Consider the following 23584-nt stretch of genomic DNA (forward strand, 5'->3'; position numbering starts at 1 on the left):
TATGAATCGAGCTTTAGGTGTGCTGATGTCTTTAGGCCTCGTGGACTGGGGGACTTTGGTTGTTGGGAAAAAGAGAGGCTGGATCGGTAAGGATGATGTAATTGATTACTGTAATTATATTTTGAGAAAATCTCATGATGAGAAGGCAATATCTATGTTGGTAGTGGATGAGGCTTCGGAGGAGGATTTCTTCGACGCGTTATATAAAAACGCTGGCCCATTTGAAGAGTTTGTTGAACAGGAAAAATGGAGACTTGCTTTCTTAGTTTATATATCGAATTTGAATTCTGATGATAATGAGAAGATACGGCTGCTTCAGGAAGTCTACGCGGATTTCTATTATCCGGAAGATATGGCAGAATGTAGTATTTATGGAGGCGGAAGAGGAGATCCGCTAGCCGCAATGATGCGAGTGATAGCAGAGCTTTCTAAAAAACTTTGCATTAAAAATAATATAATAAATTAATTTTCATTTTAGTTTTAGCCCTCTGGAATTCACTCGATGCCTAAATCGAACGGTGTACATCATCTTGAAGATTCATGGCAACCTGATCGCTGATCACGACATCGATGTGAGGTAAGAGTTTATCTACAGCCGTACCGCCGCCGACCAGCCCGCCAAGAAAGAACCAAGCTCACGTGCATCACCCGGTATTCTTCAGCACGTGCTCGCCGTCGGCATGGTAAGGGCAAGGCACCATGATTTGTTGCGTCAGCCTACAGAGCCGAGACTGTCAAGCAGTATGCTTCAACCCTGACCAGCAAGCAGTCCACACAATGACCGACACCCCCACCATCCCCGTTCTCTCCACCATCGAAGCCCGCGCCCTCGGCTGTCTGATCGAGAAGGAGGCGACCACGCCGGATGCGTATCCGCTCACGGTCAATGCGACGGTGGTGGCGGCCAATCAGAAGACGTCGCGAGAGCCGGTGATGGCGTTGAGCCCGGGCGATGTGCAGCACGCGCTGCGGCAACTGGAGGGGCGCGGATTGGTGCGGCAGCAGTTCTCATCGCGCGCCGAGCGCTACGAGCATCGGTTGGCGGCGGCGCTGGATCTGACCCAGCAACAGGTGGCCTTGCTCGGCCTGCTGCTGTTGCGCGGCCCGCAGACGGTCAATGAGTTGCTGACACGCGCCGAGCGCATGGCGCGCTTTGCCGATGCGGACGATGTCCGTCATCAGTTGGAACGGCTGGCACAGCGCCAGTTGGCGGTGCAGTTGCCGCGCGCCAGCGGGCAGCGCGAGGACCGCTACATGCATCTGCTCACCGGTCCGGTGGATGCGGAGGCGTTGGCAGCCACGTTCAAGGCGCGGCCGGCGGCGTCGGGGAATGACGAACTGGAAAGCCGGGTGCAGGCGCTGGAGGCCGAGGTGGCGGAGTTGCGCGAGATCGTGGCGCAGTTGCAGGCGCAGCGCGGCTCCGAGTGACGCGGCGCGTGTCTGTCCTCTAAAGGTAGTCTCCCGCAAACACGGAGGCTCACGTGTAGGAGCGGCTTCAGCCGCGATGCGCTCTACAGGGGATGCCTGTCGCGGCTGAAGCCGCTCGTACAGTTGCGACGACAGATGCCGCTACGCCACGGCAAAGGCGCATTGCTAAAACCACTTGGAAAAACGCCAAGTCGCTCATCGAGCACAGCGGCCCGCGATCGCAGGATCACGCCACCTCTACCTGCGGAATCACCGCCAACATATCAGTCACACCGACATCGGCACCCGCCTGGCTGAGCAAGGTGGTGGCCTGGCCGCGGTGGTGGGTCTGGTGGTTGAAGAAGTGCAGCAGCAGGTCGCCGAAGCGCCGGCAGTGCGATTCGCCGCGGGTATTGCGATAGCGCAGCGCCACATCGAGATCGTCGGGCTGCAGTTCCGTCATCCAGGCGGCGATCGTTGCATCCAGCGCCTCGCGCTGCGTCCGCAGGTCCGCCAGACAGTCGGCCTGCGGCATGTCCAGGGCGGGCGGGACCGGCTTGGCGGCGATGGCCTGCAGCGCCGGGTGCCGGGCCGGATGCTGGGCGAAGCGCTGTAGCCAGATCGTATCCGCCACCACCAGGTGGTTGAGCGTGCCCAACAGCGATCCGAAGAAGGCGCCGCGCGGCTCGGCGATGGCGGTGTCCGGCAGGGTCGCGGCCGCGGCGTAGAGACGCTGGTTCATCCAGTGGCTGTAGTTGGCGAACAGCCGCAGTGTGTGCAAGGTGTCCATGCTCAGGCGTGCTCCTGGGGGGCGTGCAGTTCGCACAGATGGAGTTCGACCTCGGCCGCTTCCGGGCTCAGGCGCACGCGTCCCTGGGCGATGAAGCCCAGCGCGGCCAGCAGCCGCAGCGAGCGTGCATTGCCTGGTGCCACGATCGCGTAGACCCGCGGCAGCGCCAGCACGCTGCGCGCGTACTCCAGCACGGCGCGCGCCGCCTCGCTGGCGTAGCCCTGGCCCGCGTAGGGCTGCAGCAGGGCGTAGCCCAGGTCGGGCGCGGGCAGGGTCGGCCGCAGCACCAGCCCGGCCACGCCAATCCAGGCGCCGTCGTCGCGACCCTCCACCGCATACAGGCCGAAGCCGTGCTCGGCGTAGCTGCGCACTGAGCCGTCGGCGAGATAGCGGCTGGCCTGGGCTTCGTCGCGCACGCCGCGGTCGCCGATGTGCGCCAGGAAGCCGGGGTCGTTGAGCAGGGCCAGCATCGGCGTCGCATCGCGCTCGGGGTCCAGCCGGCGCAGCACCAGGCGTGGGGTCTCGATCACGGTGGACATGCGGCGCTCCTGCGGGTCAGGCGGCCAGCGTGGCGCCGCCGCCGTGGCTTGGCAAGCAGTGCGAGCGGCCCGCGTTTCGTGGGGGCATCTGCGTGCCACAGCCCGAAAGACATCCCTGCGCAGTGGCCGCGGCACCCGACATCCCGGTCACACATAACAAACGTCTAGTTAACAGCTTCACATGGGGTGCCGGTATTCTGACGCCCATGCGACCCATCCCCCGTCTCGCCACCTTCCTGTCCCTGCTCTCGCTGGCCGGCCTCGCCGAGGCCCGCGGCGTCATCGAGAAAGTACAAATCGAGGGGCTGAACAAGGACGAAGACGAGGCGATGATCGAGAACATCCAGGTCTCGCTGTCGCTGTACGACGCCATCGGCAAGGACCAGGGCGAGTCGCGCCTGGAGTATCTGCTGAGCCAGGCCGAACGGCAGACCCGGCAGGCGCTGGAGCCGTTCGGCTATTTCACTCCCACCATCACTGTCGACGCGCCGCGCCAGGACGACAAGCTGACCGTGGTGGTGCACGTGGACAAGGGCGAGCCGATCCGGGTGCGCAATTTCCATGTAGGCATCACCGGCCCGGCCGAGGACGACCGCTACCTGGGCGAGGACCTGAAGAACTTCCGCCCGCGCCAGGGCGACATCTTCGTCAGTAGCGTCTACGAGACCAGCAAGGTCACCATCACCCGGCGCCTGGCCGAGCGCGGCTACTTCGATGCCGACTTCACCCAGCGCAAGGTCGAGGTGACCCGCGCCGACCACGCCGCCGACATCGACCTGAGCTGGGACAGCGGCCGCCGCTACAACATGGGGCCGATCCGCTTCCACCAGGACTACTTCAACCAGAAGCTGTTCGATCCGCTGGTGTACTGGAAGGAAGGCAGCTACTACCACGAAGGCAAGCTCGACCGTCTGCGCGAGTCGCTGGTCAAGCTCGACTACTTCAGCGTGATCGACATCCAGCCCAAGCCGGAAGAGGCCGACGCCAACGGCGAGGTGCCGGTGGACGTCAACCTCACCCGCGCCAAGCGCAGCATCTACACCGCTGGTCTCAGCTACGGCAGCGAGAGCGGCGCCGGCGTGCGCCTGGGCGTGGACCGCCGCTACGTCAATGCGCGCGGGCACAAGCTCAGCACCCAGCTGGATTACGCCCAGAAGCGCAAGAGCTTCATCACCAGCTACCGGATCCCGGCGTTCCGCTGGCTCGACGGCTGGTACACCACCTCGCTGCGCGTCTACGACGAGCAGACCGACTACATCGACCTGCGCAACGTCAAGCTCACCGGCAGTCGCAGCGGCCAGATCAACGAGCACTGGACCGCCATCGCCTCGATCAACGCGTTGCGCGAGCGCTGGCGCTACGCCACCGACGAGGTGTTCGACGGCGCGCTGTACCAGACCTCGACGCTGTTCTATCCGCAGATCGAAGCCGACTACGTGGGCGTGGACGACAAGGTGTTCCCGCGCAAGGGTTTCAGCGGCAACATCAGCCTGCGCGGCGGCGCGGAGGGCGCGGGTTCGGATGCCAGCTTCGTGCAGGCGAACATGCGGGTGAACTGGTTCCACGGCATCGGCGACAACGACCGCCTGATCCTGCGCGGCGAAGCCGGCAGCACCTGGACCGACGCGCTGGTGGCGATGCCGCCGAGCCTGCGGTTCTTCGCCGGCGGCGACAACAGCATCCGCGGCTATGCGTTCCGCGAGGTCGGCCCGCGCACGCCGCGGCCGGATCGCTTCGCGCTGGGTGCCAAGCACGTGCTCACCGGCAGCGCCGAGTACGAGCACTACTTCAAGGGCGGCCCGTGGGGCGGCGCGGTGTTCGTCGACAGCGGCAGCGCCTTCGACGATACGCCGGATTGGCACACCGGCGTCGGCTTCGGCCTGCGCTGGCGCTCGCCGGTCGGCCCGGTGCGGGTGGACATCGCCCATGGCTTGAACGATCCCGACTCGCAGTTCCAGCTCTACCTCAACATCGGAGCCAACCTGTGAGCGCGCCGATCGAGCCGACGTCGCCCGCCGCGCCGCCGCCGCGGCGCCCGCGTTTCTATCGGCGCAAGCGGTTCTGGTGGGGTTCGGCGCTGACCGTGGCCGGGCTGGTGTTGCTGGCGGTGATCGCGCTGTACTGGCTGCTGCAGACCGTGGCCGGGCGCGACGTCCTGCTGGCGCAGGTGGTGGCGCGGCTGCCGGCCGGCTCCACGCTCACCTGGGAGCGCGCCGAAGGGCCGCTGGCCGGTCCGCTGACCCTGCACAACCTGGACTTCCGCTACAACGAGATCCACTTCACCGCCGAGCGCGCCTACCTCGATCCGGACATCCGCCCGCTGCTCGGGCGCAAGCTGCAACTGGACGCGCTGGAACTGACCAACGCCACGCTCAACCTGGCCAAGAGCGACGAACCGTTCGAACTGCCGCGCTGGCCGCAGTCGCTGCCGCAGATCGAAGTGCCGCTGGCCCTGCAGGCCGACCGCATCGCCATCGACGGCCTGCGCATTACCCAGGCCCAGCAGCCGATGATCGACATCCGCACGCTGCGCGGCGGCGTGGAAGTGGCCAACGGCGAGTTCCGCGCCACCCAGGTGGTGGTGAACAGCGACCGCGGCGATTTCCGCGTCAATGGCGATTACCTGCCGGGCCAGGACTACAAGGCCGACCTCACCGCCAGTGCCGTGCTGCCGGCCGCGCGCGGGCGCACCCCGGCGCGCCTGGGCCTGGTCGCGCGCGGCGACCTGGACAAGATGGAAGTGGCCATCGCCGGCAACGCGCCGGCGCCGCTGCGCGCCACCCTGGTGTTCACCGGCCGCACCGATCCGGTGTGGGAGTTCGCTGCCAGCAGCAAGGCGCTGGATCCGTCGCTGCTGGTGCCGCCGGCCGACGACGCCCCGGCGTCCGTGCCGCTGGCCTTCGACCTGCGTGCCAAGGGCAAGGGCGGCAATGCCGACCTGCAAGGCGAGCTATCGCGCGACGGGCAAAAGCTCGTGCTCGATCCCTCGCACCTGAGCCTGGACAACCAGGTGCTCACCGTCGCGCCGCTGCAGCTGCGCGCGTTCGACGGGCAATTGCGCCTGCGCGGCACCGCCGATCTGCGCGACCCGGACAATGCGCAGTTGCGCTTCGCGGTCAACGCCAGCGGCATGACCTTCACCACTGCGCCGGATCCGTCCACCCCGGACGCGCCAGCGGTGCCGATCAAACTGGTCGAGGCCAACCTGGGTGTGGCCGGCACGATGAAACAGTGGGCCACCTACGGCGAGGCCACTGTCGCCCGCGGCAAGGACAGCGCCAACCTGCTGCTGGACGTGCGCGGCGACGATCGCCAGGCGCAGTTGAAGCAGGTGCGCGCGACCATGCCCAGCGGCACCCTCGACCTCGGCGGCATCGTGGCCTGGGTGCCGGAGTTGAACTGGGACGTGCAAGGCACGCTGGCTGGGTTCGACCCGGGCTACTTCGCGCCGGGCTGGGACGGCAAGCTGTCCGGCACCTTCGCCTCGCAGGGCAAGCAGTTGCCGCCGCGGCCGGACGGCAGCGCCGCCGGCTACCAGGCCACGCTCGACATCCCGCGCTTGAACGGACGCCTGCGCAGCCGCGCCCTCGACGCCAACGCCAAGCTCGCCCTGCAGGGCAGCCAGGGCGAGGGCAAGCTGCAGCTGAGCCTGGGCGACAGCCGCCTGCAGGCGCAGGGCAAGGTCGGCGACCAGCTCGACATCGATGCGCAACTGCAGCCGCTGCAACTGGCCGACCTGCTGCCCGGCGGCGCCGGCAGCCTGCGCGGCAGCGTGCAGGTCAAGGGCCGCCGCGATGCGCCGGACCTCACCGCCGACCTCACCGGCAACGGCCTGAAGTGGGACAGCTACGGCGCCGACAGCCTCAGCCTGCGCGGGCGCCTGCCCTGGCGCGGCAACGGTGGTGAACTCGCCCTGCGCGGCAGTGCGATCAATGCCGGCGTGCTGCTGCAGACGCTGAGCGTGGATGCGCGTGGCGCGGTGGAGAACCTGCAACTCGATGCCAAGACCCAGAACGACATGGGCGCATTGGCCCTGGCCGGGCAGGTGCGCCGCGATGGCGCGCGTTGGCAGGGCGCCTTGAACACGCTGCGCATCGCCCCGGCCAAGGGCGAACCGTGGCAACTGCGGCAGGCTGCGAACTTCAGTGTGGCCGGCAATGCCTTCAGCCTGTCCGAGAGCTGCCTGGCGCCGGGCAGCGGCGGCGCGTTGTGCGTGTCCGCCGACTGGCCGAAGCAGGGCCTGACCCTGCGCGGCGACGCCCTGCCGCTGGCCCTGGTGCAGCCATGGCTGCCGCCCAACAGCGGCCGCAAGATGTACCTGCGCGGCGACCTGTCCATCGACGGCAGCTTCAAGCCGGCCGGCAATGCCTGGCAGGGCTCGCTGCGCCTGGCCTCGCGCGAGGGCGGCCTGCGCCTGGGCGACAACGCGCGTGGCGAACTGCTGCGCTACGACCAGTTCAGTTTCGTCACCGATTTCAGCGCCCAGCACATCCACTCCAAGCTCGGCATCGGCTTCCAGGGCGACGGCTTCGTCGATGCCACCGTCGACACCGGCTGGGATGCGTACGCGCCGCTGACCGGCGAGATCTACATGAACATGGCGCGGCTGTACTGGCTGGAGCTGTTCTCGCCCGACCTGGTCCGGCCCAAGGGCCTGGTCGAAGGCCACGTCAGCCTGCGCGGCACCCGCTCGCAGCCGGCGATGGGCGGCGACGCCACGCTGAGCAACTTCACCGGCGAACTGCCGGCGCTGGGCCTGACCCTGAGCGAAGGCAAGGGCCGTTTCGACGCGCAGCCGGACGGCTCGGCGCGCATCGTCGCCTCGGTGAAGTCCGGCGAGGGTACGCTCAATGTCGATGGCGGCCTGTCCTGGTACGGCGACCGCACGCCGTTGCAGTTGAACATCCGCGGCACCAACGTGCTGGTGTCCAACACCGCGGAACTGCGCGCGGTGGCCAATCCCGACCTGCAGTTCGGCATCGCCAACAACACCATGATGCTGAGCGGCCAGGTCACCGTGCCGTCGGCCGACATCGACCTGGAGCGGCTGGACCGCGGCACTTCGTTGTCCGAGGACGTGGTGGTGCTGGACCCGGCCGATCCCGAGGCCACGCCGACTTCGCCGCTGGAAATGGACCTGCGCGTGACCCTGGGCGATCAGGTCAAGATGGCCGGCTTCGGCCTCAAGGGCGCTCTGACCGGCGCCATGCAGGTGCGCTCGCGGCCGGGCCGCGAGATGGCCGCCACCGGCGGGCTGGACGTCAGCGGCAAGTACAAGGCGTACGGGCAGGACCTGACCATCACCCGCGGTCAGCTCACCTGGAGCAACAACATCGTCTCCGACCCGCGCATCAACATCCGCGCGCAGCGCCAGGTCGCCGACGTCACCGCCGGCATCGACGTCACTGGCCGCGCCACCGCCCCGCATGCGGATGTGTGGTCCGACCCGTCGATGTCGCAGTCCGAAGCGATGTCCTACCTGGTGCTGGGCCGCAGCCTCAGCAACACCAGCAGTGCCGAAGCCGACCAGGTCACCGCTGCGGCCAGCGCCCTGTCGGCCGGCAGCGGCCTGCTCGCCTCGCAACTCGGCGCCAAGCTCGGCTTCGACGATGCCGGCGTCAGCCAGTCCCGCGCCCTCGGCGGCTCGGTGGTGGGCTTCGGCAAATACCTCTCGCCGAAACTCTACGTCAGCTACGGCGTGTCGCTGATCGGCAGCGGCTCGGTCTTGACGCTGAAGTATCTGCTCGGCCGCGGCTTCGATGCCGAGGTGGAATCGAGCACGGTGGAGAATCGTGGGTCGGTGAATTGGCGGAAGGAGAAGTAGTGCGCCGTTTGAGTACGGCGCATGCTGCAACCGCAAAATCTCCTTGACAGCCTCGGGTGCGGTCTATCACAGTTCCGCCGGGGATCCAGATCGCGGCAGCATTACAGCATTTCGGCAGCGCTATGCGCCGACATGGCTGCGCCCAGTGATCCCCAGGGCACGATACTGAAACCAGGGGGAAACATGGATTGTCGCTTCGGCACCGGCTTGCCTGTCACACAGCTGCGCAATACGTCGCGATTGCCGCCCTAGCAGCCTCGTCCCATACCGGCGCCCCGTTTCCGGGCGCGTGCCGGCCTGCAGCACATCCAGATATCGACCGTGTCCCTGCCGCGCACGCCAGTCGCGCGCTGCAGCCTTCGCACCGGTTGCCGACTGCTTTCTTGAGACTTCTCTATGGATAGGTTCCAGACGTTCTCCCGGCTGCGCGCAGGACTGGCGCTGTTGGCCCTCGGATATGCAGCCACCGCCGTTGCGGACGAATTGCGGTACGACCAGAGGTACGTCGAGCGCATCAAGCAATCGCAGGAAATCGGACGCTTGAGCGTCGATTCTTTCGGCGAGCAGGTCAGCCTGAAGAACGGCAGCGTGGTGTTCAACTGGACGGACATCGACATCCCCGGCAACAGCAAGCTGCCGGTCCGTCTGCAGCGCACGCACGTCGTGGAAGACGACGGTGCGGGGCGCAGTGGAAAGCTCGACGGTTTCGGCGTTGGCGGTTCGTTCGATGTGCCGTACCTGATGGGTGTGTTCAGCACGAACGGCTGGCAGGTGTACGGCAATAGCCCGAATAGTCGCTGCAGTCAGCCCGCAGAACCACCGAGCTATACCATCCCCGCCCGGGACTATTGGTCAGGCAACAATCTGCACATCCCGGGGTCGGGCGATCGCCAGATGCTCATGGGTCCTTCGACGCAGTTGCCGGCACCGAACAACGGCGCAAGCTATCCCTGGATCACCAAGGATTTTTGGCGCTTCTCCTGCCTGGCGAGTACCAAGAACGGCTATCCGGGCGAAGGATTCGTGGCGCTGTCGCCGGAAGGCGACAAATACTATTTCGACTGGGTGGTCAGCAAGACCCACCCATCCATCTCCAAGCGGATGGGGAACTACTCCGCAAGCGCGTCGATGTCGCGTCTAGCAGTGTTTTTCCTGGCCACACGGGTCGAGGATCGCTTCGGCAATTGGGTTACCTACACCTACAACGGCGACCAGTTGTCGCGGATCGACGCCAGCGATGGCCGCTACATTCGGGTGACCGGAACTTCCGGTGCCAACATCACGTCGGTCGAATCCAGCATCGGCAACTGGACCTATTCGTACGGCGACAAGTCGTTGACGGTGACGCAACCGGATAATGCCCAGTCGCGCTACGTGCAGAGCGGCGACATGATCATTACGCCGACGCCTGCCTTGCCGCTCTATCAAGATCCTCCGCGCTGCCCGGCGCCGGAGATGTCGACCGGCAACTTTACCTACGCCGTCACGTTGCCCAGCAATGCCACGGCAACCTATGCGTTCTCGGTGAAGCGGCATTTCCGCCACAACATCCCCAAGCAGTGCAACAGCTTCATGGATGCGGCCGGTCCGAGTACCAGCTATCAGTACCTGACCATCCCCAACTTCTCGGACAACTTCACCCTGGTCAGCAAGTCGATCAGCGGCCCTGGCTTGCCATCGATGCAGTGGTCGTATACCTACGGCATCGGTGCTGGCGGGCTGGCCTTTGCGGAAACCTGTCAGCGACCCAACCTGCCGCCGACCGCTTGCAGAAAGTCAATGCAGACCGAGGTGCGCGGTCCTGAAAACGACTTCAAGCGCTACACCTTCGGTGCCTGGTACAACTTGAACGAAGGGCTGGATCTGGGTGTGGAAGACGGTTCGTACACCAGCAGTTCGTCTGGGGATACCGTGAATATCCTCAGCGCGAGTGTGAACGACTACGTCACCAGCGATGAGGTCGCCAATCAGCCGTTTCCGAATTTCGTCGGTTCTGGGCATGGATCGAACGAAGACGACGTCTCCATTGCGGGGCTCAGGCCGCTCAAGCGCACCACCATCACCCAGGATGGCGGCACCTTCCAGATGGCGGTGAACAGCTTCGACGTGTTCGCACGCCCCACCAGCGTGACCCGCTCCAGTGCGTTCAATACTCGCACGGAGGCCACCGCGTACTACGACAACCTCAACCTGTGGGTCATCGGTCAGGTCGCGTCCGTGACAAAGACGGCACCCGGCGATTCACAGGAGATGTCCGCCAACACGTACGACGCTGCGACCGCGCTGCCGACGCGTTTCTCGCGGTTCGGCAAGACCATCCAGACGGTTGCTTACAATGGCGACGGAACGGTGGCGAAGGTCACCGACGGAAATGGCAATGCCACCAGCCTCAGCGGCTGGAAACGCGGCATGCCGCAGGGCATCACCTATGCGGACGGCACTAGCGACACGGCCGTCATCGATGACCGTGGCCTGATTAGCTCGGCGACCGACGAAAACGGGTACGCGACCAGCTACGCCTACGATGCCATGGGGCGATTGACCAACATCGCTTATCCCAGCGGCGATACCGTCGCCTGGGCGTCGACGGGCCTGGCGTTCGAGCAGGTGAACGCCACCGAATTCGGTCTGCCTGCAGGGCATTGGCGGCATACGGTGTCAACTGGCAACGCCAGGAAGGTCACCTACCTCGATGGCCTGTGGCGGCCGGTGCTGACCCAGGAGTACGACGCAGCGAACGCGGGCGCCACCCAGCGGTTCAGCCGGTTTAGCTACGACCATCAGGGGCACACCTTATTCGCCTCCTACCCGGGCACGTCCGATCAACTGTCGACCGGCACGTGGACGCAGTACGACGCGCTCGGCCGGACCACGTCGGTGTCCCAGGACTCCGAACAGGGCCTGCTGACGACGAAGACGGAGTACCTGACTGGTAACCAGATGCGCGTGACCAATCCGCGGGGCAACCAGACCCTGTCCGGCTATCAGGTCTTCGACCGCCCAGGCTACGACGCGCCGGTCTGGTTCCAGCATCCGGAGGGCGCCACCACCGAGATCAATCGCGACATCTTCGGCAAGCCGCTGTCCATCCGCCGCCGTGACGCCAACGGCACCGTGTCGGTCACTCGCAGCTACGTCTACGACACCTACCAGCAACTGTGCAAGACGGTGGAACCGGAAACCGGTGCCACCGCCAATGGCTATGACGCTGCTGGCAACCTGGTGTGGAGCGCGGCTGGCCTGTCGCTGTCCAGTACCACGTCGTGCGATGCGGATTCGGCCTTCGCTTCCGGCCGCCGGGTCGACCGCAGCTATGACGTGCGCAATCGGATCAAGGCGCTGAGCTTCCCGGATGGCAACGGCAACCAGGCCTGGAGCTACTGGCCGGATGGGGCGGTCAAGCAGATCACCACCACCAACAACGGTGTCGCCACCTACAACAGCTACGCCTACAACAAGCGCCGCTTGCTGATCGCGGAGAGCCAGGGCCAGGCCGATGGCGAGACCTGGGCGCTGGGTTACGCCTACGATGCCAGCGGCAACCTGGCCGCGCATCGCTATCCGTCCGGGCAAACGGTGGACTATGCACCCAATGCCCTGGGCCAACCGACCCAGGCCGGCAGCTATGCCACCGGCGTGAGCTACTACCCGAACGGCGCGATCAAGCAGTTCACCTACGGCAACGGTATCGTCCACACGATGACGCAGAACGCGCGTCAGTTGCCGGATACCAGCCAGGATGCCTACGGCGGCACGGCGTTCCTCAGCGATGGCTACGACTACGACGCCAATGGCAATGTCGCAGGTATTAGCGACGGCGCCACGGGCCGCAACCAGCGCGGCAACCGCACCATGACCTATGACGGCATGGATCGGCTGACCAAGGCCGAGTCGCCGATGTTTGGCACTGCCACCTACAGCTACGACGTCCTCGACAACCTGACCCACGTCGTCGCGCCGGGCCGCGATCACTACTACTGCTACGACAGCAATTGGCAGCTCACCAACGTCAAGACCGGCAGTTGCGGCGGCAGCACGGTCATCGGCATGAGCTACGACCCGCAGGGCAACCTCAGCAACAAGAACGGCCAGGCCTTCGTCTTCGACTACGGTAACCGCCTGCGCCAGGCGACCGGCAAGGAGACCTACCGCTACGACGGCAACGGCCGTCGCACGTTGGCGCTGCAGAGCGCCGGCAACATCGGCTCGCTGTACGACCAGTCCGGGGCGTTGCGCTTCCAGAAGAACCAGCGCCAGTCCAAGTCCACCGACTACATCCTGCTTGGCGGCAGCCTGGTTGCCGAAGCCGACTGGCCGTTGGGACAGGCGCTCTCGGTCAAGGACTACGTCAACTGGAACCCGGTCTCCGGCGCAACCCGCTACGTGGTGGAAGAGAGCGTGGATGGCGTTACCTGGACCTCGGTGTACGACGGCAACCAGGCGAACTGGACCTCCTTGGCCAGGCCGGCGGGCACCTACTCATATCGCGTGACGGCATGCACGGCGGACGGTAACTGCACTGCGGCGTCGAACGTGACGCATGACCAGCGGCCTGCAGTGGATATCGTGCCGTTGCTGTATCAGCTGCTGTTGAACGGCTAAGTCCAGCCGGCGGCGGTTGGAGCCCTTTGCTGCCGCGGCGAAGGGCTATAGGCGGTAAAAAACGACAATAACGGATCAAAAAAGGGGGATGAAATGAGCTTCAAGATAATGGGGTTGCTGTTGGCGATTGCAGCATCATGCTTTTCTTGCGAGGCGGTCGCTGCCATGCAAGTGGTCTGGACTGGGAAAATCACCTACGTCGAGAATGGCTGGTACGGCGAAGGCATGGTGATTCATACCTCCAACGATGGACCATCCGGGTGTTCGGCCCCCCTGAACGACTTCGCGATCGACAAGGATCATCCATCGTACAAAGAGTTGACGGCGATGGCGCTGGCTGCATACACCAGTAATTCGGACGTCGAACTCCTGGTCGACTCGGGCGTCTGCCTTTTCGGTAATCGCACCAAAGTCATTTCAATACGGCTGAAGAAATAAGAGATTACGATGAGGTCACGCTCATTTGCATGGCGAACATCGATCCAATTTCAGGAAGAGAAGCAATATGAAATGTGAAAGAGGCTTGCTGTTGATGCTCGCTTTGCTGAGTTGGCACGCATCGGCAAACGAATCGATGCAGAACCTCGACGTCGTGAAGTTGGGCACTTACCAAGCCCATACCGACCATTTCGTCTGGCTGTCGGAAACGCCAGCGGAATGCAAGGCAGCCGTACCGGGAAATGCTGTCTTGCATTTTCAAGACGATCAACCGGGTGGCAAGGCACTGCTGGCCGTCTTGATGACGGCGTTGACGAACAAGCGCAAGGTCGATGTGCAGAGCAATGGCTGCGACATCGTCGAGATCTACTTGAAGTAAGCCTGCTCTGACGGAGTCTACGCCGTAGGTTTCGTTGGGTACGTTGCACCGTAATGTTGATATGGGAAGCGTTGTCGATTCGACGTCCATGAGAAAAGTCGACTCTACATCGTACATCTATGGTTCCAACTCGCAAGGACGAGTGATGTCAAATTTCCAGGGGATTCGTGCGGTGATGCGCCTGATGGCTGCTACCGTGCTTTCATTGTTCGTCGCTTTTGGCGCGTTGGCGCAGACGGTCCGCTATATTCATACAGACGGATTAGGATCTTTGGTGTTGGCCACGGACAAAGATAGAAACATCATAGAGCGTAGTGAGTATGAGCCATATGGATACCTTTTGAATCGCCCTGCGATAGATGGACCGGGTTATACGGGGCATGTCACAGATGTCTCGACAACATTCACATACATGCAGCAACGGTATTATGATCCCTTGCTTGGAAGGATGCTTAGTGTGGATCCCATAACTGTTAATCAGAGCAAAGATCTGAGACAGTTCGGCCGTTATAACTATTCTTATGGAAACCCTTATAAGTTTATCGATCCAGATGGGCGGATCGTGAAGCTTGCAGATCTTAAAGACAAGAAAGCTATAGAGGGTATGATTCGAAGCAGGAGTGCTGGAAAATTCAAGTTTGACAAAGATGGAAAATTAAAGCAAAGCAAGTCATCAGCAAACCAAAAAGGACGTTCTACTTATTATCAAAGTAAGCTAAATGCAGCAATCGACAGCAGTGAGACAATTACAGTTGGCATAAATTCGACATTCACTGACCCAATGAGCGGGAATCAAGAGGACGTGGACAGCGCCGCTGGTGGAGGTGTAACTGTAGGTAGAACACACGGCGGTGATCAAGAGGTAACAATTTCAGGAAATCCTTTGAATTCTCTAAAGGACACCTCTGGAGCGCAGCTTCGTGACGATCCGGCAGACATTCTGATGCACGAGATGGTGGGGCATGCGATACCTCACGTTGTGGGATCTGATACCGGAAATGCAGTGGATAATGAAAACAAAGCGCGTAGTGAGATTCCCGGGAGCGGGATACGCGCTGCCGAGCCATGGCACGGAGAGTAATTCATATGAAGCTCAAAATCGGCGTGCTGTTGCTATTTTTTGTCCTTCCAATCACTGGCATTTGTAATTATCAAAAGGAAATGGATCTGCAAGAAAAGGCTGCTCAATCTGAGTTGGTTGTGATCGCGCGGGTTGATTCAATATATGAAGCTGGATGTAAAGTTAACTTTATCTGCGCAAGACTCCACGTAGAAAAATTTTTAAAAGGTTCAGCTGAGGGTGATCTGCAATTTGCATTTCACGGTCCTTTGGCAGAACTTAACTCCACATGCTGTAAAAGTGGAAAATATTATCTTGTTTTTCTAAAAAAACTAGATAGTTCGAATTGGGCTTCGGTAAATGGACCATTTGGCGTCTATGACTTACCAGAATAAGGTGTGGTTATGGCCGATTTAGAATAGAAATTCTAATCCGCATGTAAATTAATATAATTAATTTTGGCTTGGTGCCATATTTTACCGGTGTTCAGTGTTCGCTGGGCCGTTAGAATTTGCCAAGGGCGCCAATAGAGCAGTAGAGATGGCTAAGCTTAGCCGTGCAAATTCCCCGATGCATGTATGTTGAGCAATGTCGCCGCTTGCGCGTCGACAAAACGCAAGCTAAGGTCGAGGCCACTCACATCTCAGGCAATTGAATACCTGTGCCAAATTGCCTAGCAGCCTCACTCACCCTAAACCTCGCCCTGATCACCGCCGCCCATGCCGACGAAGGCATGTGGATCCCATCGCAGATGCCGGAGTTAGCCAAGCCCTTGCGTGAGGCGGGATTCCAGGGCGATCCAAGCACGCTCGCGGAAGTGGTCCAGCCACCGTTGAGCGCAGTGGTGAAGATTGGGGGCGGGACCGGGGCGTTCGTGTCCGGGGACGGGTTGTTGTTGACCAATCACCACGTCGCCTACGGGGTGATCCAGTACAACACCTCGGTCAAGGAGAACCTGATCGAGAACGGATTCATCGCGCGGGATCGCGCCGACGAGCGTGCGGCCAATCCGGATTTCCGGGTGCTGGTGACGGTGGGCTTCGACAAGGTCACCGATCAGGTGCTGGGGCCGGCCAGGGGCAAGACCGGGCGGGCCTACTACGATGCGGTGGATGTGGCGAGCAAGCGTATCGTCGCCGTCTGCGAGCGCGAGGCCGGGGTGCGCTGCAGCGTGGCCAACATGTATTACGGCACCGATTTCTACCGGATCCGCCAGCTGGAACTGCGCGACGTGCGCCTGGTGTATGCGCCGCCGCGGGCGATCGGCAACTACGGCGACGAGATCGACAACTTCATGTGGCCGCGGCACAGCGGCGATTTCACCTTGCTGCGCGCCTACGTGGGCAAGGACGGCAAGCCGGCGGACTACAGCGCCGATAACGTGCCCTACCAGCCGCCGGCGCATCTGCAGATCGCCGCCGATGGGCCGAAGGCCGGCGATTTCGCGATGCTGGCCGGTTACCCAGGCATCACCTATCGGCACCGCACGGCGGCCGAGTTCGCCGAGCAGGTGGAGGCGACGTTGCCGCAGCGGGTGGCGGTGCTGGACCAGTTGATCGGGGTGATCGAGGCGGCCGGCAAGACCGATGCGGAGGCACGCACGCGCTATGCGTCGCAGCTGCAGTCGCTGAAGAACAACCGCAAGCGGGCCGCTGGCGAACTGGAAGGGCTGCAGCGCAGCGATGCGGTGCGGCTACGCGCCGAGGACGAGCGCGGCATGCTCGCGGCCACGCACGGCAGCGACGCGCGCGATATCGCGGCGCTGCAGAAGGTGCTCGGCCAGGCTTCGGCATTGCGCGAGCGCGATCTGCTGCTGGGGTTGATCGCCACGCAGACCCAGGCGCTGCGTTCGGCGCTGACGCTGGAGCGGCTGCGGCTGGAAGCGGGCAAGCCGGACGATCAACGCGAGAGCGGCTATCAGCAGCGCGATCTGGCGCTGATCGAGGGCATGCTCAAGCAGGTGCAGCGTCGCTATTCGTCGGCCGTGGAGAAGGCGCTTCTGACGACGCTGCTGACCCGCTACCAGCAGCTGCCGGAGGCGCAGCGGGTGCCGGAGTTCGATGCGGCGTTCGGGCGGACCCCGGCGCAATTGCAGACGGTGCTGGACAAGGCGTATGCCGGCACCGCGCTGGGCACCGAGGCCGAGCGCCTGTCCCGCTTCGCTGCCGCGCGCGAAGGCAAGGCGCCTGCGGCCGATCCGTTGCTGGCGCTGGCCGCCAAGCTGGTGCCGGCGCAGCTGCGGCTGGACGACGCGCGCAAGGCGCGCGAGGGCGAGCAGTTGCGGCTGCGCCCGGCCTACATGCGTGCGCTGTTCGCCTGGCGCAAGCAGCAGGGCCGTGCAGTGTATCCGGACGCCAACAGCACGCTGCGGATCAGCTATGGCCGTGTGGAGCCGCTGGCGCCGCGCGATGCGGTGAGCTTCGCGCCGCTGACCACGGTGGCTGGCATCGTCGAGAAGAACACCGGCAAGGAACCGTTCGATGCGCCCAAGCCGCTGCTGGCGGCGATCGCCAAGGGCGATTTCGGCAGCACCGTCGATCCGCAGTCGAAGACGCAGCCGGTGAACTTCCTGACCAACCTGGACACCACCGGCGGCAACTCCGGCTCGCCGGTGCTCAATGCGCGCGGTGAGCTGATCGGGCTGAACTTCGACAGCAACTGGGAAGCGGTCAGCGCCAGCTGGTGGTACGACCCGCGCTACAAGCGCGCGATCCATGTGGACATGCGCTACCTGCGCTGGCTGATGGCCAAGGTGTATCCGGCGCCGCAATTGCTGAAGGAGTTGAACGTTCCGCAGGAGTGAGTGGGGCGGGTTGGGACGCATGTCGCTTGGCATTGCCTCTAGCGAAATAGGGCATGCCCTGTGCCCTGGTGCGGCGGCGGCATCGTCCGCCGTTGCTTCGGAAGCGTGAGCCCTTAGCGCTCGCCTCGATGCATTGTGCTGTTGGAGATCAGAAAGACGATCCCGATACCGGACACGTTCATGCGTCGGGACTGAAGTCCCTCCACAATGAGCATCATGCGCTGTGGTCGGGAGACTGAAGTGACGGGTGTGGGCTGTTGCTCTTGAATGCGCCGGCCGCGGCTCACTCCGCGCCTGCGATGCAGGGCTTAGACTGACCCGATGAAAGCTCTTGTCGCCACGCCACTGCCGCGTGGGTTCTACGCCCGCGATGCGCGCGAGGTCGCGCCTGAGTTGTTGAACACCTTGCTCGTCACCGCCGATGGCCGTTGCGGGCGCATCGTCGAGGTGGAGGCCTACTGCGGTGCGGAGGATCCGGCGGCGCATTCGTTCCGGGGCATGACCCCGCGCACGCGGGTGATGTTCGGCCCGCCCGGGCATCTGTATGTGTACTTCATCTACGGCATGCATTGGGCGCTCAATGCGGTGTGCGGCGGTGCGCCGGGGCATGCGGTGCTGATCCGCGCCCTGGCACCGGTGGCCGGGGTCGAGGCGATGCAGCTGGCACGCGGCGCGGTGCGCACGGCCGATCTCACCCGTGGGCCGGGGCGGCTGGCCAAGGCGCTGGGCGTGTCGGGCGCGGACAACGGGCTGGACCTGACCACGCGGCAGTCGCGCCTCTGGCTGGGTCAGGACGGGACGCCGCCGCCTGCCGCGCCGGTCGTCACCACGCGGATCGGCATCAGCAAGGCGATGGAGGCGCCGTGGCGCTGGCATGTGCCGGGCGATCCGAACGTGTCGCGTTTCGTGGCGGGGCGGGTGAGGCAGCGCTAGTAGTGCGGCGCGTGTGGGCATCGTCGCTCTCCAAGTTGCACGAAATCAGCGCCTTGCCGGTCGCCGTAAGCTGATCGCATTGCATGCCCTCGTGATGGAAGAGGCTCCGGCTCGAATGCGGGAACGTGGCTGAGGCATCTTCTTCTCGTTCGTCGCGGCTGAAGCCGCTCCTACGAAAAGCGGTTGACGCTCGTGTGGTGCTACCCACAACACTCAAAAAAACGAGCTAGGTTGCGCGCCGCGTCACTGTGCTGGGAACCGTCGCAAGACGCATCCTATGAGTAGGCGCTGGGATAGCGAAGTGGCTTCCGACACGCAGCGTCACGGCCAGCTGGCATGCCATTGTGGGAGGGACTTCAGTCCCGACGCGCGGTCTCATTGGTGCGAAGACGATTACGCCCCAGCTAGGACTATTCCCGGATTGGGGAAGAGCAGTGCCTACAGCAGCACGCATGTTCCCTATTCACGCAAATTCGAAAGAGTTCACGCGGCCACCGCCACAGCACAGTGCATGCGGCATTCGCCGACCACGCATAAGCAGCGCATTGCACGCATTCATGCCGCACACACACCGCACTCGCATCACGGGAATGCAGCGCGACCCAGGCTGCAGGTTCTCCCTACGTCGAGATGCCGCCATGAAAGTGCTCAACATCGTCACCCTGGTTCTGTTGATTGTTGGCGGGCTCAACTGGGGGTTGGTCGGCCTGTTCCAGTTCGACCTGGTCGCGGCGCTGTTCGGCGGCCAGGACGCGCCGCTGTCGCGCGTGGTCTATGCGCTGGTCGGTCTCTCGGCGCTGTGGCAACTGGTCCCGTTGTTCACCAATCGCCATGAGCCGGTGCGGCATGCCGAGCATGCGCCGCATCGCTGAGTGGCCAGCGGCCGGTGCGCGCGATCCCGATGTCGTGGTGTCGGGATCGTCGTGGCTGGGCGTGGTCATGTGGTGGCGTTGTCTGGTGCGTCCGATCCTGCGGCACCACCGCGCCAGGCACCGCCTCTCCTGCTGAGGCGGCGCCGGCACCAACCTAGGCGATCGTAACGGTGGCATCCAAGTGCGCGATGGCATCGGCCACGACCGTGGCGAACGGTGCGTCCACGTCCACCGAGATCACGTCGGGCTCGTCTAGTGGCAGTTCCAGCGTATCGAGCTGGCTCTGCAGCAGTGCCGGCGGCATGAAGTGACCATGCCGCGCAGCCAGGCGTTGGGCGATCACATGCGCCGCCGCATGCAGGAACACGAAACGCATCGGCACCCCAGTGTCCCGCAACTGCTGCCGGTGCGCCTTGCGCAGCCCGGAAAAGGCCAGCACGACGCTCTGCCCGGCATCGACCGATGCGCGCAGGCGTTGCGCCAGGGCCGCGACCCAGGGCGCGCGCTGTGCATCGCTGAGCGGGATGCCGTGCGCCATCTGCGCCTTGGCGGCGGCGCTGTGGAAATCGTCCGCGTCCAGGAAGGTCAGCCGGTAGTGCGCCGCCAGTGCCTGGGCGACGCTGGTCTTGCCGCTGCCGGAGACGCCCATCGCGATGATGGCTTCGGCGCGCGGCGAAAGTGACGAGGCGGGTTCGGTCACGTGGTGCGGTCCTGTGGGGTCTGGCGCATGATGCCAGCGTGGGCGTTGTGTGGACGTGCAGTGCAGCTGTAACCGGGTCGTGCACCAGTCCTGGCATCTGCGGTTGGTGGGCGCGCCGGGGGAACCGTGTTCTGCCATGGACCATCGCGTCGGGGCTGAAGCCCCTCCCACAGGGACGCCAGCCGGCACTCCTGGTTCCGCACCCCGCGCTTGCATCTTCCCGCGGTGTCTACGTCGTCGCGTTCGCCGTCTCGACCAGGTCGTCCCACTGCAGCCGCGTGCCGGAGGCGTCGTCGCTATCCTGCAGGGTGCGGCGGACGGCGCGGCGCATGGCCCGGCTGATCCAGGTCTGCAGGTCGCGACCGGACTGGCCTTCGCTGCGATCGGCAACCCAGGCTGCCGCGGCGTCGGCGTCGAGATCCAGCGGTTTGCCGCGCAGCAGGCGCGCGACGATGGCGACACGCGCATCGCGGTCGGGCAGGGCGATGACGATCTGCCGGTCCAGCCGCGACAGCAACGCCGGGTCGATCGCGGCGGCATGGTTGCTGGCGGCCAGCAGGAACACCTGGCCCGCGTGGCTGGCGACGCCGTCCAGTTCCTGCAGCAGCTGGCCGACGATCTCGCGGGTGTAGGCGTCGTCGCCGTCGGCACCGCGCGCCGGCGCGACGATGTCGAGTTCGTCGACGAACACGATGCACGGCGCTTGCGCCCGCGCGCGCTCGAATGCGGCCTGCACGCGCTGGCCGGACTGGCCGAGATAGCCGGCCTTGAGGTCGGCGCTGCTCAGGGCGATGAAGGCCAGGCCCGACTGGCTGGCCAGGATCCGCGCGACCTGGGTCTTGCCGGTGCCCGGCGGGCCGACCATCAGGATGCCGCGTGGCACCGGCACACCGAGCTTGGCCAGGGTCTCGGCATTGCGCAGTTCCTTGCCCAGGCCGACGAACTCCTCGACCGTGGCCGCCGGCAGCACGATGTCGTCCCAGCCGAGCGTGGCGACGGCGGTGGAGCCTTTGCCACGCAGCGCGCGCAGTTGGGTCAGCAAGGTGGCATTGTCCAGCGTTCCGTCCACGCACTCGGCGGCCACCCGCGCGACCAGCGTGTGCAGGTCGCGGCCCGAGAGGCCGCTGCTGTCGGCGATCACCTGCGTGTCCGGCTTCAGCGCGAAACCGGCACGTCGCAGTTCGGCGCCGAGGATGCGGGCGCGCGCCGCGGCGTCGGGCAGGCCGATGGCAATGCTGGCGGTGAAGCGCGACAGGATCGCGTCGTCCAGCAGCGCCGGGCGGTTGGTCGCGCCGATCACCAGCACCTGCCCGTGCGCGGCATGGAAGCCGTCCCATTCGGCGAGAAAGGTCTGCACCAGTTCGGCGCTGAAGCTGTCGCTGTCGGCGCTGCCGCGGCGTGCGAACACGCTTTCGCATTCGTCGATGAACAGAATCGACGGTGCGTGCTCGCGGCAGCGCTGCCAGATCGCCTGCACCTTGGGGCCGGTATGGCCGACGTGCGCGGCCTTCAGGTCGGCCACGCCCAGCGCCTCGACGTGGCAGCCGGCATGGCGTGCCAGCTTGCGCGCGATCAGGGTCTTGCCGGTGCCCGGCGGCCCGTGCAGGAGCATGCCTTTCGGCGCCGGCTGGCGTCCGGACACGAACAGGTCCATCAGTTTCAGGATCTGATCGAGCGTGGTGTCGGGCAGGGCGATGTCGGCCCAATGCCGCTGCACCGCGTCCAGGCTCTGCAGCCGCTGCTGCAGCGCGCGTTGCTGGCCGTGCGCGGCATCCCAGGCCTGCACATGCTCGTGCAGCGGGGCGATCGGGGCCGCGTCCTCCATCGCGTCCTGCGCGAGCGCCAGCGCCACCGCGTGCAGCGCCTGTGGCGCGGCCTCGGTCACGGTGGGGTCGAGGACGATGCAGGCCGCCGCATGGTCGCCGCCGGGCAGCACGATCAGGGCGAGCAGGCGTGGTTCCGCGGCGCCGTCGTGCAAGGCGAGCAGGCGTGCACCGGACAGAGCGCCGTGCGTGGCCGGCACCGTCCAACGGCCGTGCAGGGCGCGCTGCGGCCATGGCGCGCGGGTCACCGCGTACGTCGGCCCCGCATCGCGCTGCCCGGTGTCGGCCACCTGCGCCAGCGCCAGCGACGTGCGTGCGAACGCCTGCAGCGCGCGCCGTTCGGCATGGCTGTGGTGCCAGGCCAGCAACTGCGCGCCGGCTACGACCAGCAGGCTATACGCGGCCAGCGAGGGCAGCAGGCTCTGCAGCAGCAGGCCGCCATCGCCGTGCAGGCCGACCTGTCGCCACCAGTCCAGGAAGCCGCGCGTCTCGCCCAGCCAGTGTGCGCTTGTCCACGGCAGGACCAACACCAGCATGCCGATCAAGGCCGCACGCCAGCGCCAGTCCGGCAGCAATGGCCGCAGCAGCAGCGCCGGCCCCCAGGCGCGGCGGCGTTCGCGCCGCACCGCCGCCCGCGCCGCGGTCCTGGCGTGCGCCATGAAGCGGCGCCGGATCGCGGCCACCGCCTGCTCCACCGCCGGCAGATGCCGCTCCACCTCCGCCTCGGCCTGCGCCTGGCGCGTCTGCGCCTGCTGCAATTGCGTGTGCAGGCGCTGCGTCTGCTGCTGCAGCGACGGCGGGGGCGTCGGCACGGCGGCCGGGATGCCGGACATCAGCGGGGGCGGGCGCAGGTGGTCACCGCGCGCATCTTAGCCCGAGCGCCGGTGGGGCGGCGGTGGCTGGCTGCAGGTTGGATGTTGCCCGCGCTGGACACGGCAGGCAGGCGCGTGAAGCGGTTGCTGCCGTGGGAGTAGGCATCTTGGAGAAAGCTAGGGCGCGAGGCGCAGGGCGGGTCTTTAGACCATCGCGGCTTCGTTGGTCGCAGCTGAAGCCGCTCCTACGCATGGATTGCAGCTCCATGATGGCTGTTGCTGTTGCTGTTGCTGTTGCTGTTGTTGTTGCTTCGGTTGTTGCCTTTGCATTATCGGGCTCCCTTCCGAAGCGGCGGCCAGCGCGGGGAAAAACCCGAAGGGCGGCGCACATGGACGTGCGCCGTCCGCGGCAGGGGCAGGGCTCGCCGGAAAAAGGCAAAGCATTGCTTCGCCCCGGCGGGCGGGCTGGCGCCGTGAGGCGACTGCCCCGGACTTGGCTGCAAAGCAGCCAAGCCCCTTCCGCGGATCCCCGGGCTGGACGCGGACCCGGAGCGCGCAGCGCGGAGGGCGCGTAGGCAGGGCGCGCTTTCTTTTGGTTACTT

At 64.7% G+C, this 23584-nt stretch carries 16 protein-coding genes; 12 read left to right on the forward strand and 4 right to left on the reverse strand.

All coding sequences use genetic code 11. The annotated features are described in order from the left end of the window. The first annotated feature begins 25 nt into the window (after positions 1 to 25). Entirely contained in the window at positions 26 to 466 is a 441-nt protein-coding gene (locus tag Q7W82_RS03395; RefSeq protein WP_242157450.1) for a DUF2247 family protein, read from the forward strand. 311 nt (positions 467 to 777) lie between these two features. Further along, positions 778 to 1428, forward strand: a complete 651-nt coding sequence (locus Q7W82_RS03400; RefSeq protein WP_242157442.1) for a DUF480 domain-containing protein — start codon at positions 778 to 780, stop codon at positions 1426 to 1428. 226 nt (positions 1429 to 1654) lie between these two features. Here the strand turns inward: Q7W82_RS03400 and Q7W82_RS03405 are convergent, their stop codons facing one another. Both Q7W82_RS03405 and Q7W82_RS03410 read right to left on the reverse strand, forming a co-directional pair. Next, positions 1655 to 2197 carry a DinB family protein gene (locus Q7W82_RS03405; protein WP_242157440.1) on the reverse strand — a complete coding sequence of 181 codons (543 nt, stop codon included), beginning with the start codon at positions 2195 to 2197 and terminating at the stop codon, positions 1655 to 1657. Between the two features lie 2 nt (positions 2198 to 2199). Beyond that, positions 2200 to 2736 carry a GNAT family N-acetyltransferase gene (locus tag Q7W82_RS03410; RefSeq protein ID WP_242157438.1) on the reverse strand — a complete coding sequence of 179 codons (537 nt, stop codon included), beginning with the start codon at positions 2734 to 2736 and terminating at the stop codon, positions 2200 to 2202. Between the two features lie 206 nt (positions 2737 to 2942). Between Q7W82_RS03410 and Q7W82_RS03415 the strand changes: the two genes are divergently transcribed. From Q7W82_RS03415 to Q7W82_RS03460, 10 genes are all read left to right on the forward strand, one after another. Then, on the forward strand, positions 2943 to 4724 hold the full coding sequence (locus Q7W82_RS03415; protein ID WP_242157431.1) for an autotransporter assembly complex family protein: 1782 nt from the start codon (positions 2943 to 2945) through the stop codon (positions 4722 to 4724). Further along, on the forward strand, positions 4721 to 8560 hold the full coding sequence (locus tag Q7W82_RS03420; RefSeq protein WP_242157422.1) for a translocation/assembly module TamB domain-containing protein: 3840 nt from the start codon (positions 4721 to 4723) through the stop codon (positions 8558 to 8560). Before Q7W82_RS03415 ends, Q7W82_RS03420 begins: the two co-directional genes overlap by 4 nt. Positions 8561 to 8956: 396 nt before the next feature. After that, positions 8957 to 13162: an RHS repeat protein gene (locus tag Q7W82_RS03425; protein WP_242157415.1), complete on the forward strand. Its 4206-nt coding sequence runs from the start codon at positions 8957 to 8959 to the stop codon at positions 13160 to 13162. A gap of 93 nt (positions 13163 to 13255) precedes the next feature. After that, positions 13256 to 13600 (forward strand): hypothetical protein, encoded by a 345-nt coding sequence (locus tag Q7W82_RS03430; RefSeq protein ID WP_242157413.1) that lies wholly within the window; start codon positions 13256 to 13258, stop codon positions 13598 to 13600. A 94-nt stretch (positions 13601 to 13694) separates the two neighbouring features. Further along, positions 13695 to 13979, forward strand: a complete 285-nt coding sequence (locus tag Q7W82_RS03435) for a hypothetical protein (RefSeq protein ID WP_242157411.1) — start codon at positions 13695 to 13697, stop codon at positions 13977 to 13979. A gap of 145 nt (positions 13980 to 14124) precedes the next feature. Beyond that, positions 14125 to 15060 carry an RHS repeat-associated core domain-containing protein gene (locus Q7W82_RS03440; protein WP_242157409.1) on the forward strand — a complete coding sequence of 312 codons (936 nt, stop codon included), beginning with the start codon at positions 14125 to 14127 and terminating at the stop codon, positions 15058 to 15060. A 5-nt stretch (positions 15061 to 15065) separates the two neighbouring features. Next, a complete protein-coding gene (locus Q7W82_RS03445; RefSeq protein WP_242157401.1) occupies positions 15066 to 15434 on the forward strand; it encodes a hypothetical protein in 369 nt (122 codons plus the stop codon). Between the two features lie 338 nt (positions 15435 to 15772). After that, positions 15773 to 17842: a S46 family peptidase gene (locus Q7W82_RS03450; protein ID WP_242157400.1), complete on the forward strand. Its 2070-nt coding sequence runs from the start codon at positions 15773 to 15775 to the stop codon at positions 17840 to 17842. Positions 17843 to 18163: 321 nt separating this feature from the next. Continuing rightward, positions 18164 to 18775, forward strand: coding sequence for a DNA-3-methyladenine glycosylase (locus Q7W82_RS03455; RefSeq protein WP_242157398.1), 612 nt, complete (start codon positions 18164 to 18166; stop codon positions 18773 to 18775). 638 nt (positions 18776 to 19413) lie between these two features. Next, a complete protein-coding gene (locus tag Q7W82_RS03460; RefSeq protein WP_048492074.1) occupies positions 19414 to 19647 on the forward strand; it encodes a DUF378 domain-containing protein in 234 nt (77 codons plus the stop codon). 154 nt (positions 19648 to 19801) lie between these two features. On the opposite strand, the gene Q7W82_RS03465 is transcribed toward Q7W82_RS03460, so the two are convergent. Both Q7W82_RS03465 and Q7W82_RS03470 read right to left on the reverse strand, forming a co-directional pair. Further along, positions 19802 to 20296, reverse strand: a complete 495-nt coding sequence (locus Q7W82_RS03465) for a gluconokinase (protein ID WP_242158376.1) — start codon at positions 20294 to 20296, stop codon at positions 19802 to 19804. Between the two features lie 280 nt (positions 20297 to 20576). After that, positions 20577 to 23003: an AAA family ATPase gene (locus Q7W82_RS03470; protein ID WP_242157396.1), complete on the reverse strand. Its 2427-nt coding sequence runs from the start codon at positions 23001 to 23003 to the stop codon at positions 20577 to 20579. Positions 23004 to 23584: the final 581 nt, after the last annotated feature.

It is taken from the genome of Xanthomonas indica (genome assembly GCF_040529045.1).
Taxonomy (GTDB): domain Bacteria; phylum Pseudomonadota; class Gammaproteobacteria; order Xanthomonadales; family Xanthomonadaceae; genus Xanthomonas_A; species Xanthomonas_A indica.